Origin of the sequence: Nonomuraea monospora (assembly GCF_039531895.1) — a bacterium.
Lineage (GTDB): Bacteria > Actinomycetota > Actinomycetes > Streptosporangiales > Streptosporangiaceae > Nonomuraea > Nonomuraea monospora.
Genome location: NZ_BAAAQX010000005.1, coordinates 312305 through 330338 on the forward strand (window position 1 = coordinate 312305; position 18034 = coordinate 330338).

The 18034-nt window shown below is 72.5% G+C and carries 16 protein-coding genes; 11 read left to right on the plus strand and 5 right to left on the minus strand.

What is annotated here, in order from left to right; genetic code table 11:
- Positions 1-124 precede the first annotated feature (124 nt).
- Genes ABD331_RS12665 through ABD331_RS12690 form a run of 6 tightly spaced genes read left to right on the plus strand, consistent with a single transcriptional unit; the run spans position 125 to position 6915 of the window.
- Positions 125-2026, plus strand: a complete 1902-nt coding sequence (locus ABD331_RS12665) for a serine/threonine-protein kinase (RefSeq protein ID WP_344473945.1) — start codon at positions 125-127, stop codon at positions 2024-2026.
- A 14-nt stretch (positions 2027-2040) separates the two neighbouring features.
- Positions 2041-3756, plus strand: coding sequence for a protein kinase domain-containing protein (locus tag ABD331_RS12670; RefSeq protein WP_344473946.1), 1716 nt, complete (start codon positions 2041-2043; stop codon positions 3754-3756).
- Entirely contained in the window at positions 3753-4595 is an 843-nt protein-coding gene (locus ABD331_RS12675; RefSeq protein WP_344473948.1) for an AraC family transcriptional regulator, read from the plus strand. The genes ABD331_RS12670 and ABD331_RS12675 overlap by 4 nt, the downstream gene beginning before the upstream one ends.
- An 11-nt stretch (positions 4596-4606) precedes the next feature.
- Positions 4607-5269 (plus strand): AzlC family ABC transporter permease, encoded by a 663-nt coding sequence (locus ABD331_RS12680; protein WP_344473950.1) that lies wholly within the window; start codon positions 4607-4609, stop codon positions 5267-5269.
- A complete protein-coding gene (locus ABD331_RS12685; RefSeq protein WP_148434860.1) occupies positions 5266-5577 on the plus strand; it encodes an AzlD domain-containing protein in 312 nt (103 codons plus the stop codon). Before ABD331_RS12680 ends, ABD331_RS12685 begins: the two co-directional genes overlap by 4 nt.
- A 9-nt stretch (positions 5578-5586) precedes the next feature.
- Positions 5587-6915, plus strand: coding sequence for a serine/threonine-protein kinase (locus ABD331_RS12690; RefSeq protein ID WP_344473952.1), 1329 nt, complete (start codon positions 5587-5589; stop codon positions 6913-6915).
- A 6-nt stretch (positions 6916-6921) separates the two neighbouring features.
- Here ABD331_RS12690 and ABD331_RS12695 read toward each other — a convergent pair whose 3' ends face one another.
- The 3 genes from ABD331_RS12695 to ABD331_RS12705 form a co-directional block, all read right to left on the minus strand.
- The gene (locus ABD331_RS12695) at positions 6922-7851 is read right to left on the minus strand and encodes an RluA family pseudouridine synthase (protein ID WP_344473954.1); all 930 of its coding nucleotides are present in this window, start codon (positions 7849-7851) and stop codon (positions 6922-6924) included.
- Positions 7844-8356, minus strand: coding sequence for a signal peptidase II (gene lspA, locus ABD331_RS12700; RefSeq protein WP_344473956.1), 513 nt, complete (start codon positions 8354-8356; stop codon positions 7844-7846). The genes ABD331_RS12695 and lspA overlap by 8 nt, the downstream gene beginning before the upstream one ends.
- A 65-nt stretch (positions 8357-8421) precedes the next feature.
- The gene (locus tag ABD331_RS12705; protein WP_344473958.1) at positions 8422-8811 is read right to left on the minus strand and encodes a TraR/DksA family transcriptional regulator; all 390 of its coding nucleotides are present in this window, start codon (positions 8809-8811) and stop codon (positions 8422-8424) included.
- A 455-nt stretch (positions 8812-9266) separates the two neighbouring features.
- On the opposite strand from ABD331_RS12705, the gene ileS reads away from it, so the two are divergent.
- Positions 9267-12413 (plus strand): isoleucine--tRNA ligase, encoded by a 3147-nt coding sequence (gene ileS, locus ABD331_RS12710; RefSeq protein WP_344473960.1) that lies wholly within the window; start codon positions 9267-9269, stop codon positions 12411-12413.
- A gap of 35 nt (positions 12414-12448) precedes the next feature.
- Here ileS and ABD331_RS12715 read toward each other — a convergent pair whose 3' ends face one another.
- Both ABD331_RS12715 and ABD331_RS12720 read right to left on the minus strand, forming a co-directional pair.
- A complete protein-coding gene (locus tag ABD331_RS12715; protein ID WP_344473962.1) occupies positions 12449-13672 on the minus strand; it encodes an MFS transporter in 1224 nt (407 codons plus the stop codon).
- Positions 13673-13874: 202 nt separating this feature from the next.
- Positions 13875-14621, minus strand: a complete 747-nt coding sequence (locus tag ABD331_RS12720; protein WP_344473964.1) for an alpha/beta fold hydrolase — start codon at positions 14619-14621, stop codon at positions 13875-13877.
- Between the two features lie 337 nt (positions 14622-14958).
- Here ABD331_RS12720 and ABD331_RS12725 point away from each other — a divergent pair, with 337 nt between their 5' ends.
- The 4 genes from ABD331_RS12725 (at position 14959) to ABD331_RS12740 (ending at position 18029) form a co-directional block, all read left to right on the plus strand.
- Positions 14959-15816, plus strand: a complete 858-nt coding sequence (locus tag ABD331_RS12725; RefSeq protein ID WP_344473966.1) for an alpha/beta fold hydrolase — start codon at positions 14959-14961, stop codon at positions 15814-15816.
- A gap of 11 nt (positions 15817-15827) precedes the next feature.
- The gene (locus ABD331_RS12730) at positions 15828-16622 is read left to right on the plus strand and encodes an alpha/beta hydrolase (protein WP_344473968.1); all 795 of its coding nucleotides are present in this window, start codon (positions 15828-15830) and stop codon (positions 16620-16622) included.
- A gap of 359 nt (positions 16623-16981) precedes the next feature.
- Entirely contained in the window at positions 16982-17233 is a 252-nt protein-coding gene (locus tag ABD331_RS12735) for a hexameric tyrosine-coordinated heme protein (RefSeq protein ID WP_344473970.1), read from the plus strand.
- A gap of 4 nt (positions 17234-17237) precedes the next feature.
- Positions 17238-18029, plus strand: a complete 792-nt coding sequence (locus ABD331_RS12740; RefSeq protein WP_344473971.1) for an MBL fold metallo-hydrolase — start codon at positions 17238-17240, stop codon at positions 18027-18029.
- Positions 18030-18034: the final 5 nt, after the last annotated feature.

Below are 18034 nucleotides of genomic sequence, written 5' to 3' on the forward strand. Positions count from 1 at the left end.
CTACACCCCCGCCTCCACCTGCTGGGCGGCGCTTCTCACATGACGGACTCCCCTTCCGGCAAGTCGCCGTTGATCCCTGCCCGTGAGAGTATTTCTTGGCCTAGAGGAGGGTTTGAGGCCGTTGATGTCGGATCGCAAGCAGGACGGACGCCGCATCGCCGGCCGCTACCAGCTGCAGGAACCCATCGGCAGGGGCGGGATGGGCATCGTCTGGCGCGCCTACGACGAGCTCCTGGACCGCACGGTCGCGGTCAAGGAGGTCAGGTACGCCGCCGCCCTGGGCGAAGAGGTGCAGCTGCTGAACCGGCGCACGATGCGCGAGGCGAGGGCGGCGGCGAGGTTCGAGCATCCCAACGTGATCGTCGTGCACGACGTGATCGAGGAGGACGATCGCCCCTGGATCGTCATGCAGCTCGTCCCTTCGCGGTCGCTGGGCGCCGTGATCAAGCAGGACGGGCCGCTGCCGCCCAAGCGGGTGGCCGAGATCGGCCTGGCCGTCCTGGACGCGCTGCACCGCGCCCACGAGGCGGGCGTGCTGCACCGCGACGTCAAGCCCGAGAACGTGCTCCTGGCCGACGACGGCCGCGTCGTGCTCACCGACTTCGGCATCGCCACGCTGGAGACCGAGACGCAGCTCACCGTGACGGGCCTGGCGGGCACGCCGGCGTTCATCGCGCCCGAGCGGCTCAAGGGGCTGCCCGCGCGGCGCGAGTCCGACCTGTGGTCGCTGGGCGCCACGCTCTACACGGCGGTGGAGGGCCGCTCCCCGCACGAGCGCGGGATGGCGCTGGCCACCATGCACGCCGTCCTCACCGACGAGCCCGACCCGGCCACGCACGCGGGCCCGCTCACCGACGTGATCAGCGGCCTGCTGGTCAAGGAGCCGGTGCAGCGCCTGTCGTACGAGGAGACCAAGCGCATGCTGCGCCGGGCCCTGCGCGACATGATCGCCGCCGAGCCCGACACCGGCGCGACAGGGCCGTCGGTCGCGCCGCCCACCAAGCAGTTCCCCGCCGCGCAGGAGCTGCACGTCCCGGCCCAGGCCGAGCCGAAGCGCCCCGCCGCACCGCCGGCCGCGCCGCCCGCCAGGCCGAAGCGTCCCGTCAAGGCCAGGCGCCCGTACGAGCCCGTCGAGGACGACACCCCGACCGACCCGAACCTCCTCGCCGCCTCCGCCCAGGAGTCCATGCCGGAGACCGGCACGCGCATCCCGCAGACGCCGGCGGTGACGCCGCCGACGCCGCCCGCCGTGTCCACGCTGGACGCGGCCAAGAAGCCGGAGCACCAGAACAGGCCCACCATCGTCATCGCGGCGGCCGTGGCCGTCCTGCTGGTGGCGGTCGTGGGCGGCTACCTCGGCCTGAACTCGGCCCCCGACGACGAGACCACGCAGCGCACCGGCGCGCGGGCGGCGGGCGTCACGGCGAGCCCGTCCCAGTCGCCGCCGGGCGCGTCCGTCTCCCCGGCGACGACGCCACCGAGCGCGTCGCCCACCTCGGAGCCCACCTCGGAGCCCTCCGCCGAGACCGAGCCCTCCTCCGAACCCACCGCGAAGCCGGAGGAGACCAAGAAGGACCCGCTGCCGTCCGGCTGGAAGTACTACACGGACGACAAGCTCGGCTTCAAGATCGGCCTGCCCAAGGGCTGGGACGAGTGGACGCGCAGCAGCCGCGGCGTCGAGTTCAAGGGCCCGGGCGGCGCTCCCAACGCGCACGTCCGCGTCGAGGAGATGTCCAAGCTCGGCAAGGACCCGCTGAAGGGCTGGAAGAAGCTGGAGCCCAGCCTCAAGGACAAGTACGGCGGCTACAAGAAGATCGACATCAAGAAGGCCGACTACCGCGAGGCCGCCGCCGACTGGGACTTCTACTGGCCCACCAACACCGGTAAGAGCCGCATCCGCTACCGGGGCTTCGTCGCCGAGAACGGCAAGACGTACGCCATCTACTGGCACACGCTCAGCAGCCACTGGAAGAAGGACTACGACTTCTTCGAGGGCTTCTGCGCCACGTTCACGCCGCCGAAGTAGGTAGGCTGCGCCGCGTGCACGTCAGCAACCGCTATCGCCTCATCGAGCCGCTCGGGGAGGGCGGGATGGGCGTCGTCTGGCGTGCCTACGACGAGCTGCTCGACCGCACGGTGGCGATCAAGGAGGTCCGCTACACGGGCGTCGGCGACGCCAAGCGGGCCGAGCTCAACCGCAGGACCATCAGGGAGGCCAGGGCGGCAGGCCGCCTCGACCACCCGTCGGTCGTCGTCATCCACGACGTCGTGGAGGAGGACGGCCGGCCGTGGATCGTGATGCAGCTCGTCCGCTCGCGGTCGCTGGCGCAGGTGATCGGCGAGAGCGGGCCGCTGCGGCCCGGCCAGGCCGCGGTGATCGGCGGCCGGGTGCTCGACGCGCTGCGCGCCGCGCACGCCACCGGTGTGCTGCACCGTGACGTCAAGCCCGAGAACGTGCTGCTCGCCGACGACGGCCGCGTCGTGCTGACCGACTTCGGCATCGCCTCGATGGAGACCGAGGCGGGGCTGACGGCGACGGGCGGCCTCGTCGGGACGCCCGCGTACATGCCGCCAGAACGCCTGAACGGCGACCCGGCCAGGCCCGAGTCCGACCTGTGGTCGCTGGGTGCCACCCTGTACGCGGCGGTCGAGGGCCGGCCGCCGTTCAAGCGCGACTCGTGGGCCGCGACGGTGGCGGCGGTGCTGCGCGACGAGCCCGAGCCGCCGGTGCGGGCCGGCGTGCTGGAGCCGGTCATCATGGGGCTGCTGCGCCGCGACCCGGGCGCGCGCCTGCCCGCCGCCGAGGCCGCCCGGCTCCTGTACGACGCCGCCTCCGCCCCACCGACCGGCCTGCCCCCGGCCCCCAGCCCCCACACCTCCACGCCCCATGCCTCCGCGCCTCCCGTCTCCGCGCCCCACACCTCCGCGCCCCATACCTCCGCGCCCCATACTTCCGCGCCCGGCACGCCGCCACCGCCCTGGCAGCAGGACCCCGCCACCGACCGGCGCGGAAGCGGCGCAGGCTCCTGGCAGACGGCCGGCGGAACGCACCCCGGCGGCGGCGCACCCCACACGACCATGCCCGAGCGCCAGACCAAGCCCGAGCGCGGACGCCGCAAGACGGTGTGGATCAGCAGTGCCGTCGCGCTGGCCGCCGTGGCGGCGCTGGGCACGGGCGGCGTACTGCTGTCCGACCGCTGGACGGCCGCCACCCCGACGCCGACCCCCACCAGCGAGCCCACCACAGAGCCCGCACAGCCCGTCAAGACCGCCACACCACGCCCCACCCGCACCACCGCGATCCCGGCAGGCTGGCGCTCCTACCGCAGCACGACCGGCCGCTTCCAGATCGCCGTGCCCGCCCGCTGGCAACCGGAGAAGAACCCGGACAGGGACAGCATCACCTTCAAGGGCCCCGGCACCACCGGCACGCTGATCGTCGAGTGGACCATCCCCGACATCCCCTGGGACGACCCGGAGCGGCACTGGCTCGGCCTGGAGAAGGAGATCCAGGCCAAGGGCGAGTTCCAGCGCTACAAGCGGATCGGCATCACCCCCACCGCCTACCTGGGCGTCAAGGCGGCCGACTGGGAGTTCACCCGGCTCCGCGACGGCCGGACGATCCACGTGATCAACCGCGGCTTCCACACCGAGGACGGCCGCCCGTACGCGCTGTACTGGGAGACCCCGCAGTCGAGCTGGGCCGGCGACCGCCACTACTTCACCACGTTCCTGAAGACGTTCAAGCCGCTGTGAAGGAGCAGGCCCGGTTCTGGCGGCACCCGGCGGTGCCGGAGACGGACCTGCTCAAGGCCCGCTACGTCACCCACCGCTTCTCCAGGCACGTGCACGACGGCTACGCGATCGGCCTGATCGTCTCGGGTGTGGAGGAGTTCGACTACCGGGGCACGCTGCACCGGGCGGGGGCGGGCGAGCTGGTGCTGGTGAACCCCGACGCGGTGCACACGGGCCAGGCGGGCGTGCCGGGCGGGTGGGCGTACCGGATGCTCTATCCGTCGATCGAGGCGGTGCGCGGGATCGCGGCGGAGCTGGGAGCGCCGTACGGGACGCCGTTCTTCCCCCGGCAGGTGGTGCGCGACGACCAGGTGGCGGCGCTGCTGGCGGGGGCGCACGAGGCGGCGGAGCGGGGTGACGCGCTGGCGGCCTCGACGCTGAGCCGCACGCTGTTCGCCCGGCTGGTGACGCGGCACGCCGCGCCGCGGCCGGCCACGGTGCTGCCGGCGGAGGGCAGGCGGGCGGTGCGCGCGGCGCTGGACCTGCTGCACGAGAGCCTGGTGGATCCGCCGACGCTGGAGGACCTGGCCGGGGCGGTGGGGGCGCGGCCGTTCGCGCTGCTGCGGGCGTTCAAGGCGGCGACGGGGCTGCCACCGCACGCGTACCTGACCTCGCTGCGGGTGCGGCAGGCGCGGCGCCTGCTGCAGTCCGGGGTGCGGCCGGCGCGGGTGGCCGCCGAGGTGGGGTTCACCGATCAGGCCCATCTGAATCGCCACTTCAAGCGCATCGTGGGCGTTCCGCCCGCCGCGTATCAACGCGCTGCAGGAACGTACAAGACGGACGATTCGCCCAGCGCCTAACCTCGGGCGGCATGGAAGAGACGACCTCCCGTCCCGCCCCCGTGCGGGACGGTCTCGGCGTGGGGCTGGCCGTCGGGCTGTCCGGGATCGCCTTCGGCGCCGCGGCGGTCACCGCGGGCCTGTCCGTGCCGCAGGCGTGCGTGCTGAGCCTGCTGGCGTTCACGGGCGCCTCCCAGTTCGCGCTGGCGGGCGCCGTCGGCGCCGGCGGCGACCTGCTGGCCGCCACGCTCGGCGCGCTGCTGCTGGGCGGCCGCAACACGCTCTACGGCCTGCGCATGGCCGACCTGCTGCGGGTACGCGGCCCGCGCCGGCTGCTGGCCGCCCACGGCGTCATCGACGAGACCACCGCCGTCACCATGGCCCAGCCGACCCCACGGGCGGCCCGCACGGGCTTCGTGACCACGTTCGCCAGCCTCTACGTCGCTTGGAACCTGACCACGCTGGCCGGCGCGTACGGCACCTCGTTCCTGGGCGACCCCGGCGTGCTGGGGCTGGACGTGGTCGGCCCCGTCGCGTTCCTGGCCATCCTGTGGCCGCGCCTGGCGAGCAGCGCGGAGCTGCGCCGGCTGGCGGCCGGGGCGGCGGCGATCGCGCTGTGCGCCACCCCGTTCCTGCCCGCAGGGGTGCCGGTGCTGCTGTCGGCCGTGGCGGTCCTGGTGGTGATGGTGCGATGACGTTGTGGTGGGCGATCGCGGCCGTCTGCGCGGGCTGCTACGCGCTGAAGCTGGCGGGGCTGGCCGCGCCCCGGCGGGTGCTGGACCATCCGGGGGTGCGCAGGTTCGCGGAGCTGGTGCCGGTGGCTCTGCTGGCGGCGCTGATCGCGGTGCAGACGTTCACGGCGCAGGGCGGGCTGAGCTTCGACCCGGCCAGGACGGCCGGGCTCGGGGCGGCGGTGGTCGCGCTGCTGCTCCGTGCGCCGTTCCTCGTCGTGCTGGCGTCGGCCGCCGTGGTCACCGCGCTTGCCCGGATGCTTCTTGGGTAGTCGCCGTGCATGTCCGATTCAGCTGGGTTGATGGTCGGTGGGCGGTATCGGCTGCTCAGAACGATCGGCAAGGGCGGCATGGGCATGGTCTGGCACGCCCATGACGAGGTGCTCGGCCGGGACGTGGCCGTCAAGGAGGTGCTGCCGCCGCCCAACCTGACGGAGCTGGAGCGCGACGAGTTCGCCGTGCGCACCTTCCGCGAGGCCAGGGCGGCGGGCCGGGTGGCGCACCCCGGCGTGGCCACGGTCTACGACGTGCTGGAGGAGCGCGGCCATCCGTGGATCGTCATGCAGCTCGTGCACTCGCGCACGCTGGGCGCGCTGATCCGCGAGGACGGCCCGATGCCGCCCGCGCGGGCCGCCGCCATCGGGTTACAGCTCCTGGAGGCGCTGCGCGCGGCGCACGCGGCGGGCGTGCTGCACCGCGACGTCAAGCCCGACAACGTACTGCTCACCGAGGACGGCCGCGCGGTGCTCACCGACTTCGGCATCGCCACCACGGAGGACGAGGCGCCCGTCACGAGGACGGGCATCCTGGTCGGCACCCCCGCCTTCATGGCGCCGGAACGCGCGGCAGGCGGCCGGGCCAGCCCCGCCTCCGACATGTGGTCGCTGGGCGTGACGCTGTACCTGGCCGTCGAGGGTCACTCCCCCTTCCAGCGGGACAGCGCCCTGGCCACGCTGGGCGCCGTCATGCACGCGGAGCCGCGCCCGCTGGCCCGCGCGGGCGTGCTCGCCCCCGTCCTGCTCGGGCTGCTGCGCAAGGACCCCGCGGAGCGCATGTCGCTGGACGAGGCCGAGCGGCGCCTGGCCACGATCATGACGGGCGGCGCGCCCGAGCGGACCGGCCCCGTCACCGTGCCTGCGGCGACGCCGCCCTGGCGGACCCGGCGGCGCCTGCTGCCGCTGGCCGCGATCGCCGGCGGCGCGCTCGCCGTCGGGCTGGTCACCGGGGGCGCGGCCTGGTGGTCGCAGCGCCCTCAGGACACGGTCACCCCCACCCAGCTGCCCGCCGTCGTGACCACCAAGGCCACGACCGTGTACGAGTCCCCCACCCCTGAGCTGAAGACCACCCAGCCGGAGGAGAGCGCCGCCACACCCCAGCAGGTCTCCCCCCGCAGCACCGCTCCGCCGCCGCGCAGCACCCCGCCGCCGACCCGCGAGCAGCCGCGCAGCCCGTCGCCCTCGGGCAAGCAGAAGAGCCCCACCGGGGAGCCTGAGCCGACCAAGACGAAGAAGGAGAGCACCGCCCGCACCCCCGGCCAGGTCGAGGGGGCGGGCAACGGCCGGGCGGCCGGCAAGGACAAGAAGCCCAAGAAGGGGAAGAAGTCGGCCTGAGCGGGCTCAGGACTCCGCGCGCACGATGTCGAGCGCCTTCTGCAGGTCCTGCGGGTAGTCGGTGCTGAACGACATCCACTCGCCGGACGAGGGGTGCTCGAACCCGAGCGCCACCGCGTGCAGCCACTGCCGGGTGACCCCGAGCCGGGCCGCGAGCGTCGGGTCGGCGCCGTACAGCAGGTCGCCGACGCAGGGGTGGCGCAGCGCCGACATGTGCACCCTGATCTGGTGGGTGCGCCCGGTCTCCAGCTTGATGTCCAGCAGCGACGCGGCCCTGAACGCCTCGACCGTGTCGTAGTGCGTGACCGACGGCTTGCCGCCCGCCACCACCGCGAACCGGCCGTCGCCGGACGGGTGCCGGTCGATGGGCGCGTCGACCGTGCCCCTGAACGGGTCGGGATGGCCCTGCACCAGCGCGTGGTAGCGCTTGTCGACCGTGCGCTCCTTGAAGGCGCGCTTGAGGTGGGAGTAGGCGTGCTCGCTCTTGGCCACCACCATCGCGCCGGTGGTGTTGGCGTCGAGCCGGTGCACGATGCCCTGGCGCTCGGCGGCGCCGCTGGTCGCGATCGTGTGCCCGGCACCGAGCAGCCCGCCGATCACGGTGGGGCCCGTCCAGCCGACGGTGGGGTGCGCCGCCACCCCGATGGGCTTGTTGACCACGATGATGTCGTCGTCCTCGTACACGATGGACATGCCGGGCACCGGCTCGGCCACCGGCATGGGGGTGGTGACCGGCGGCGGCAGGGTGACGTCCAGCCACGCGCCCGCGTGCACGCGGTCGGACTTGGCCGGCTGGCGGCCGTCGACCAGCACCTCGCCGGCCGTGATCAGCTCGGCGGCGCGGGTGCGGGAGAAGCCGAACAGGCGCGAGAGGGCGGCGTCGAGCCGCTCGCCCTCCAGCCCGTCGGGCACCGGGAGGCTGCGCTGCTCAGTCATCCTTGGCCACCTCCCTGCAACCGTCGATCTGCACGTTGCGCCAGGCCAGGAAGACCGCCAGGATGCCGCCGCAGACGATCGCCGAGTCGGCGATGTTGAAGACGGGGAAGTAGTCGATGACCGGGAAGTTGCCCGGCAGCACCTCGATGAAGTCGACCACGTGTCCCTGGAGCTGCGAGGAGCGCCCGAACCCCGAGGGGTAGCGCAGCAGCCTGTCGGTGAGGTTGCCGGTCGCGCCGCCCAGCAGGAGGCCGAGCGTGACGGCCCAGGACCTGCTGCCGAGCTTGCGCGCCGTGCGCACGATCGCCACGACCACGCCGGCCGCGATGAAGGTGAAGACGAACGTCATGCCCGTGCCGATGCTGAACGCCGCGCCCGAGTTGAAGATCACCCGGAACTGCAGGACGCCGGGGATGACGACGTGCGGCGGCTCACCCTCCAGCGTGCGCAGCACCAGCGTCTTGGTGGCGAGGTCGGCGGCGTAGATCACGGCCGCCAGCGCCACGAGGACGGCGAAGAGGCGCCGGCGGGGCCCGCCCGCTGCGCCTCCTGTGCCTTCGGGGTGGCCGGTTACCGGCGCTCCTCCTTCTGCTTGCAGGCCACGCACAGCGTCGCCCTCGGGAACGCTTGGAGGCGTTCCTTGCCGATCGGCTTGTGGCACGATTCGCACACTCCGTAGGTCCCTGCGTCGATCCTGGCGATCGCACGTTCGTTCTGCGCGACCAGATCGCGCGCATTAAGGGTAAGGGCGATCTCGCGTTCGCGCTCGTACGTCTTGGCGCCGGCGTCCGCCTGGTCGTCGCCCGCGCCCTGGGTCACGTCTCCAGAGGCTATCTCCGACTCGTGACGGAGGATGTCCGCCTCGAGCTCGTCGATCTCCTTCTGGAGGCTGCCGCGTACCTCGGCCAGCTCCTCGTCCGACCACATCGACGGTGTAGCGGTCTGCGTGACTGCCGCCATGGCTGCCTCCATTGCTGATCAAGGCCGTGAATGGTGCGGGCAGCTTAGGATCCTCATAACGGAACGGCAAACGACCCGCCGGATGGTTTACCTCCCCCGTACTATCCCGCCTCGCGCATTCAACTCCTCCCCGGGGGTGTCCATTCCCACAACTTTGCGCCGTTTACGACTTGCGTACCGGCGCGGGATGCAGCCACCAGGAAAACGAGGAAGCCTCCGCCCCCACTCTGCGTTATGGTTTGAGACTGCAAGGCGTTGATGGGGCCCGACTGTGAGGGATATCACCCCGGAGCCGCCGGAAGAACGGCTCTCCCGAGCTCATTAGAACCGGCAGCAGACTGAATGAAGAGGGCCCCGCCCGCGGGGTCAAGAAGGGTGGTACCGCGGAGCCGCCAGGCTTCGTCCCTTCACGCGTCCAGCCAACCGGCCGATCAAGCGTGGAGGTCCCGCCCGAGATGTCTTCCCCATCATTCCGCTCTCTTCCCGCGCAGGTCGACCTGCCCGCGCTCGAGCGCGAGGTCCTCGACCGCTGGCGGGACGGGAAGATCTTCGAGCGCTCCGTGGAGCAGAACGCGGGCAACCCCGCCTGGGTCTTCTACGAGGGGCCGCCCACCGCCAACGGGCTGCCCGGCGTGCACCACGTCGAAGCGCGCGTCTTCAAGGACCTGTTCCCCCGCTACAAGTCGATGCGCGGCTTCAGCGTGCCACGCAAGGCGGGCTGGGACTGCCACGGCCTGCCCGTCGAGGTGGGCGTCGAGCGCGAGCTGGGCCTGTCGGGCAAGCGCGACATCGAGACGTACGGCATCGCCGAGTTCAACGCCAAGTGCCGCGAGTCGGTGCTGCGGCACGTCGACGCGTTCGAGCAGATGACCGAGCGGATGGGCTACTGGATCGACCTGTCCCAGGCCTACCGCACCATGGACCCGTCCTACGTCGAGTCCGTGTGGTGGTCGCTGAAGGTCATCTTCGACAAGGGGCTGCTGTTCCGCGACTTCCGGATCACGCCCTACTGCCCGCGCTGCGGCACCGGGCTGTCCGACCACGAGCTGGGCCAGCCCGGCGCGTACGAGACGGTCTCCAGCCCGTCGGTCTACGTCCGCATGCCCGTCACCTCCGGCCCGCTGGCCGAGCTGGGCGCCGCGCTGCTCATCTGGACCACCACGCCGTGGACGCTGGTCTCCAACACGGCCGTCGCCGTGCACCCCGACGTCACCTACGTCGCGGCCCGCACCGCTGACGGCGAGGTGCTGGTCGTGGCCGAGCCGCTGCTGCCGGTGCTCGGCGAGGGCGCCACCGAGGTGGCCCGCTTCACCGGCCGCGAGCTGGAGCACACCGCCTACACCCGCCCGTTCGAGCTGGTCGACATCCCCGGCGCGCACTACGTCGTGCTCGGCGACTACGTCACGGTCGAGGACGGCACCGGCCTGGTCCACCAGGCGCCCGCCTTCGGCGCCGACGACATGGCCGTGATCAAGCAGTACGAGATGCCGGTCGTCAACCCGATCGGCCCCGACGGCCGCTTCCTCGACGACGTGCCCATGGTCGGCGGGAAGTTCTTCAAGGACGCCGACGAGGAGCTGACCGAAGACCTGCGGGCCCGCGGCCTGCTCTACCGGGGCGGCCACTTCGAGCACAGCTACCCGCACTGCTGGCGCTGCCACACGGCGCTGCTCTACTACGCCCTGCCCTCCTGGTACATCCGCACCACCGCGGTCAAGGACCAGATGCTGGCGGAGAACTCCAAGACCAACTGGTACCCCGACACGATCAAGTGGGGCCGGTTCGGCGAGTGGCTGCGCGGCAACGTCGACTGGTCGCTGTCGCGCTCGCGCTACTGGGGCACGCCGCTGCCGCTGTGGGTGTGCTCCGAGGACGAGTCGCATGTGACGTGCGTCGGCTCGATGGAGGAGCTGAGCGCGCTCGCCGGCCAGGACGTCTCGGCGCTCGACCCGCACCGCCCGTACGTCGACGACGTCTCCTTCGACTGCCCGTCGTGCGGCGCGCTCGCCACGCGCGTGCCCGACGTCATCGACGCCTGGTACGACTCCGGCTCCATGCCGTTCGCCCAGTGGGGCGAGCGCGGCAAGCCCGAGGGCGTCTACCCGGCGCAGTTCATCTGCGAGGCCACCGACCAGACGCGCGGCTGGTTCTACTCGCTGATGGCCGTCGGCACGCTCGTCTTCGGCCAGTCCTCCTACGAGAACGTGCTCTGCCTCGGCCTCATCCTGGCCGAGGACGGCCGCAAGATGAGCAAGCACCTGGGCAACATCCTGGAGCCGATCCCGCTGATGGACCAGCACGGGGCCGACGCGCTGCGCTGGTTCATGGCCTGCTCAGGCTCGCCGTGGGCGGCCCGCCGGGTGGGTCACGGCACGCTGGAGGAGATCGTCCGCAAGGTCCTGCTGACACTCTGGAACACCTCGTCGTTCTTCACCCTCTACGCCAACGCCGAGTCCTGGTCGCCGGCCATGCTCGCCGAGGCCACCCCGGCCGCGCAGCGCCCGCTGCTCGACCGCTGGGCGCTGGCCGAGCTGCACCGGACGGTGGCCGAGGTCACGGCGGCGTTCGACGAGTACGACACCCAGCGCGCCGGCCGCCGCCTGGCCGACTTCCTCGACGACCTGTCCAACTGGTACGTCCGCCGCTCGCGCCGCCGCTTCTGGCAGGGCTCGCAGGACGCGTTCGCGACCCTGTACGAGTGCCTGGAGACGGTGCTGCGGCTGATGGCGCCCATCACGCCGTTCGTCACCGACCACCTGTGGGACGTGCTGCGCCCGGCCGACGCGCCCACCTCCGTGCACCTGGCCTCCTGGCCTGAGGTGCGCGAAGACCTGCTGGACCCGGCGCTGTCGGACCAGATGGCTCTGGTGCGGCGCCTGGTGGAGCTGGGCCGCTCGGCCCGCGCCTCCTCGGGTGTGAAGACCCGCCAGCCGCTGCGGCGGGCCCTGGTGGGCGCGCACGGCTGGCCGTCGATGGCCGACGAGCTGCGCGGCCTGGTCGCCGACGAGCTGAACGTCCAGGCCCTGGAGGACATGTCCGGCTTCGACGCCGACCTCGTGTCCTACACGGTCAAGCCCAACTTCCGGTCCCTGGGCAAGCGCTTCGGCTCGCAGACCAAGCTCGTGGCCGCCGCCGTGGCCGCCGCCGACGCGACCCGCGTCGCCAGGGTCCTGCGCTCGGGCGCCACGGTCATGGTGGAGGCGGACGAGCTGGGCGAGGTCATGCTCGGCCCCGACGACGTGATCGTCAACGAGCAGCCCCGCTCCGGCTGGGCGGTCGAGACGGGCGCCATCGGCACAGGCACCGGCGAGACCGTGGCGCTCGACCTGGAGCTGACCGACGAGCTGCGCCGCGCCGGCCTGCTGCGCGAGGTCATCCGCCTGGTGCAGGAGGCCCGCAAGTCGACCGGCCTGTCGATCACCGACCGCATCGAGCTGTGGTGGACGGCCACGTCCGACGACCTGGCCGCTGCGCTGCGCGCCGAGGGTCACGTGGTGGGCGAGGAGGTGCTGGCGACCGCCATCACGGAGGGCGCAGAAGCCGGGCTGCCGTCCCACACGGACGCCGACCTCGGGCTGACCTTCCAGCTCCGCCGCGCCTGACCGCCGAGGGGCGCACCCATGGGTGCGCCCCTCGTTCACGCGTCCGTCACGTCCCGCGTCCCGCGCAGGGCCGCGTACACAGGCAGCGGCGACACGACGATGACGACGCCGGCCGCCCACAGCGCCTGCCGCGGGCCTGCCGCCTCGCCGATCACCCCTCCCAGCAGGGCGCCCAGAGGGAACAGGCCCATCATGAGGAAGCGCATGGTGGCGTTGACCCGGCCGAGCAGGCGCTCGGGGCACAGGTGCTGGCGCAGGCTCACGTTCGTGATCGCGTACACGATCTGGCCCAGCTCGCCCGCCGCCGTGCCGATCACGAACAGCGCCACCGCCCAGCCGGGCTGCGCCAGCGGGCACAGCAACCCGAGGGGGCCCGTCACCGCGAGGGACAGCCAGATGATCCTGGCCGAGCCCGCGCGGCGGGCCAGCAGCGGGGTGAGCGCCGCGCCGGCCATGGCGGCCAGCGAGCCGGCGCCGAGCACGAGGCCGAGCCCGGCGGGCGTGAGGCCGAGCGTATGGATCATGAAGGGGAAGCTCGCCGCGGAGGCGATCGCGAAGGCGAAGTTCCCGGCGGCGCTGGTGATCGCCGTCGCGCGCAGCACCCTCGTCCTGACGACGAACGCCAGCCCCTCCCCGATCTCCCTGACCAGGTGGGCGGCCTGTGGCGCCGGTGGCGGCTCGGGCGCCCTGACGGCCAGCAGCGACACGGCCGAGACGGCGAACGTGACGGCCTGGACGAGGACGACGTTCGCGGCGCCCAGCACGGACACGGCCCAGCCGCCGATGCCAGGCCCCGCCACCTGACCGCAGGCGCGCACGCTCTCCATCGCCGAGTTGCCCGCGAGCAGGCCGCCCCGTCCGACGACGGACGGGAGGTAGCTCTGGTAGCCGACGTCGAAGAACACCCTGGCGACGCCCGCCAGCAACGAGACGACGACGAGCTGCGCGATGGTGAGCGTCCCGAGCAGCGCGGCCAGCGGGACCGTGGCCAGGAGCAGCGCCCGTGCCAGATCCGCCGCCACCAGCACGGGACGTCTGCGCCACCGGTCGATCCACGCGCCCGCGGGCAGGCCGATCAGCGCGAACGCGATCGTCCCCGCGGCCGTGACGAGGCCGAGTTGCAGAGGGGTGGCGTCGAGGGTGACGACGGCCAGCAGCGGGATGGCCACGCCGCTGACCTGCGTGCCGAGCTGGGTGGTGGTCTGCCCGAGCAGGAGCAGCCGGAAGTCGCGCCGCCGGGACGGCGAACCGGATGACATCTGAGGAGCCTCCGTGGAGCCGGTGGGTGTCAGCCCCACCCGCGGCTCCGGAAGCGTCGCCAGGGGTGGGGGACGTTACCGACCGCCGCCCCGGGCGTCAACCCGCCCCGGGCGTCAACCCGCACTGCCCGCGACGCACTCGGGCCGGCCGCGTACGTCGCCTGACGGATGCCTCAGCCGTCCGGCGCGGGATATCGTCGCCTCAGGTCAGGAAGTCGAGCACGATCCGGCTCCACTGCTCGTGGTGGGTGAGCGGCGCCGCGTGCGGCGCGTCAGGGAGGGTGATGAGGATGCTGTCGGCGACGGCGCGGGCGACACGCAGCCCGCTGTACTCCAGCGGCACGAACGCGTCCTGCTCGCCCTGGACGACCAGGGTGGGCAGGCTCAGCCGGGCCAGGTCGCGGCCGGGGCCGGCGCTCTCCCAGGCGGCCAGGCAGTCGGCGGTGGCCTTGGGCGAGGCGTCCGCGGCCAGCCTCAGCAGGTACAGGCGCGTCTGCTCGTCCAGGGCGCTGTGCCCGTGCACCGCGACGAACCTCAGCAGGACGTCGTCGAGCAGGTGGATGCGATGCCCCCGCACGGCCGCCCGGAACTCCGCCGCGAGGGGGTCCGGATACACCACCGGGCTGCCCAGCACCAGCCGCGACACCCGGTCCGACGCCGCCGCGTAGCTGATCGCCTCGGCGCACCCGGTGGCGAAGGCCACCAGCGCCGCCCCCTTCAGCCCGAGCCCGGCCACGAGGGCGGCCAGGTCGCGGGTGAAGGTGGCGTGGTCGTAGCCGGTCCAGGGCTTGTCCGAACGTCCGAAGCCGCGCCGGTCGTAGGCCACCACCCGGCGGCCCGCCTCGACGAACGCGCCGACCTGCGCCTCCCAGAACCGGTGCGACAGCGGCCAGCCGTGCACCAGGACGACGGGCGGCCCGTCGCCGACGTCCTCGTAGAAGAGGCTCACGTCACTTTCCACCTGTAGTCGCGGCACCCGCCCAGCATGCCGCCGGCGGCAGGCGCAGCAATCGGTCACATGACTGCATCGAGGAGACGAACCGGATGGACGTCCCCGGCCAGGCACACCATCACCACCTCCGGGCGGAGCATCGGCGAGTGACGTTCCTGTCGTCGCGAACCGTCGGCGCCCACCTCCATCGGGCCCTCCCCAAGCTCGGCCCCACCCTCCGCGCCGCCTTACGCGAGTGTCGCCACAGGTGCAGTCAACTGACCGATTCGTCCCCCCGGGTCCACGCCGGAAGCTCGTGCTGCAACGACGACACGACAGCCAAGGAGAGATCCGCATGTCCTTCCGCCCCCAGCTTCCCGCCCGCTCCCGGACCCGCCGCGGGCTGACGCTCGCCGTCGCCACCCTGACCCTCGCGCTCGGCGCGACCACCACCGTCGTGCCCGCCTCGGCCGCCCAGACGGTCACGGCGACCGCCGCCGCGAAGCCCACGGTGGTCCTCGTGCACGGCGCGTTCGCGGACGCCTCCGGCTTCAACGACCTGATCGCCCGGCTGGAGAGACTCGGGTTCCCGGTGATCGCCCCCGCCAACCCGCTCCGGGACGTGGCCGGCGACGCCGCCTACGTCTCCAGCGTCCTGGACACCATCACCGGCCCGATCATCCTCGTCGGCCACTCCTACGGCGGGATCGTGATCACCAACGCGGCTCTCGGCCACGACAACGTCAAGGCCCTGGTCTACCTGGGCGCCTTCGCCCCCGACAAGGGCGAGAGCGCGCTGAACCTGGCCGGTCAGTTCCCCGGCAGCGAGCTGGGCCACGCGCTGCTGGCCCGCGACTACAAGCTGCCCGACGGCACCAAGGGCGGGACCGACGGCTACATCGTGGCCGAGAAGTTCCGCGAGGTCTTCGCCGCCGACCTGCCCGCGAGCAAGACCCGGCTCATGGCGGCCACCCAGCGGCCGGGCAGCGTGACGGGGCTGTCCGGCGGCAGCGGCGAGCCCGCCTGGAAGACGATCCCGTCCTGGTACCTGATCCCCACCCAGGACAAGGTCATCCCGCCGGACGCCCAGCGCTTCATGGCCAAGCGCGCCGGCAGCACCGTCAAGGAGATCCGTTCCTCGCACGTCGTCATGATGTCCCACCCGGACGCGGCCGCCTCGGTCGTCCTGTCCGCCTACTCCGCCACCCGATGAGGAGCCCCGGCATGAAACCCGACACGATCGTCCTGATCCACGGCTTCTGGGTCACCCCGCGAAGCTGGGAACACTGGATCGCCCGCTACCAGGCGCAGGGCTACCGCGTCCTGGCCCCGGCCTACCCCGGCTTCGAGGCCGAGGTCGAGGCGCTCAACGCCGACCCCACCCCGATCGAGCGGGTCACCGTCCCGCAGATCATCTCCTCCCTGGAGACGCTCATCGGCGGCCTGGACAAGCCGCCGATCATCATGGGCCACTCCGCCGGGGGCGTCTTCACCCAGATCCTGCTCGACCACGGCTACGGCGCCGCGGGGGTGGCCATCAACTCCGCTCCCACCGAGGGAGTGAAGATCATCCCGCTGTCGCAGCTCAAGGCCACCTTCCCCGTACTCAAGAACCCCGCCAACCGCCACCGCGCGGTCGGCCTGGACTACGAGCACTGGCGCTACGCCTTCACCAACACCTTCCCCGAGGATCAGGCCCGCGCCACCTACGAGCGCTACCACATCCCCGCCTCGGGGAACATCTTCTGGGGCAGCGCCCTGGCCAACATCCATCCGGGCAGGGACGACAACTGGGTCGACTACCACAACGACGCCCGCAGGCCGCTGCTGTTCGTCGCCGGCGAGAACGACAACCTCATGCCGCCCAAGATTCAGCGCTCCAACGCGGCGCACTACAAGTCGCCGAAGACGATCACCGAGGTGGTCGAGTACGCCGGCCGCTCCCACCTGATGCCGGCGCAGGACGGCTGGGAAGAGATCGCCGACCACGCCCTCGCCTGGGCTCTGGACCACTCCTGACGTCGGGGGCCGGCTTCCGGGCGCGACGCTTCCGGAAGCCGGCCCCGGAGGGCCGTCTCATGACCGAGGTGAACCTGCGCCGGGCGGACGGGGCCGCCGCGTGCGGGGCGGCGCCACTCCCCAGGAACGCCCGCCGCCTCCGGGCCGCCGAAGCACCCATCCCCGCTGAGAACCGAAAGTTCCCCTGGGAGAGCCGACGGACCGGAAGCTCCCCCTCATGAGAGCCGACGGACATGGGTGCTCTCCCTCGAAGGGACCGACAGACCGAAGGTCTCCCCTCAAAGAGCCGACAGACCGAAGGTCTCCCCTGAAAGAGCCGACAGACCGACAAGCTCCCCGATCGAAAGGCCGACCCCCACATGACCCGCGTTCCCGACGAAGGCATGGTCCTGATCCCCGGCGGCACCCTCATCACCGCCACCCCGGACGAGGGACGCGCCCTCGCCATCACCCTCGCCCGCCACACCGTGCACAACATCCAGCCCGACCTGGAAACCCTGCACGCCGGACGGGCCCGATACGCCGGCGACCCCACGGGCCTGATCGCCGCCGCCCAGGTGGTGGCGCTGGAGTTCGCCACCATCGCCGCCGCCAACGGCTACTGGCGCTGACCCCATGACGAAAGTCAGCCTCACCCACATCGGCGGCCCCACGGTCCTCATCGAGTTCGGCGGCTGGCGGCTGCTCACCGACCCGACCTTCGATCCCCCCGGCCGTACCTACTCCTTCGGCTGGGGCACCTCCTCCCGCAAACTGACCGCCCCCGCCCTGGACGCCACCGCCCTGCCCGCCATCGACGCCGTCCTCCTCACCCACGTCCACCACGGCGACAACCTCGACGACGCCGGCCGCGCCCTGCTGCCCACCGCCGGCACGATCGTGACCACCCTCTCCGGCGCCCGCACCCTGCCCCACCCGGCTCGCGGCCTGCGACCAGGCCACTCCACCCGCCTGGAGGCCCCCGGCCGCCCGCCCATCGACATCACCGCCACCCCCTGCCGACACGGCCCCCCGCTCAGCAGACCCATCGTCGGCGAGGTCACCGGCTTCTCCCTCACCTGGCCCGGCCAGGAACACGGCCCCCTCTGGATCACCGGGGACACCGTCTATCACCGCGCGCTCCGCCGCGCCGCCGCCGCGCTCCGTCCGGGCACGGTCCTGCTCCACCTGGGCGGCGTCGGCTTCCCGATCACCGGCCCACTGCGCTACACGATGACCGCCCGCCAGGCAGTCCGCCTGCACGAGGCGATCAAGCCACGCACCGTCCTGCCCGTCCACTACGAGGGCTGGCAGCACTTCCGGGAAAACCGGGACGGTGTTGAACGCGAACTCGCCGGCCGCTCATCCACTCTCCGCGAGAGCCTCCGCTGGCTCCCCAGGGGCGTCGCGTCCGACGTCTCCGTATGACGGGG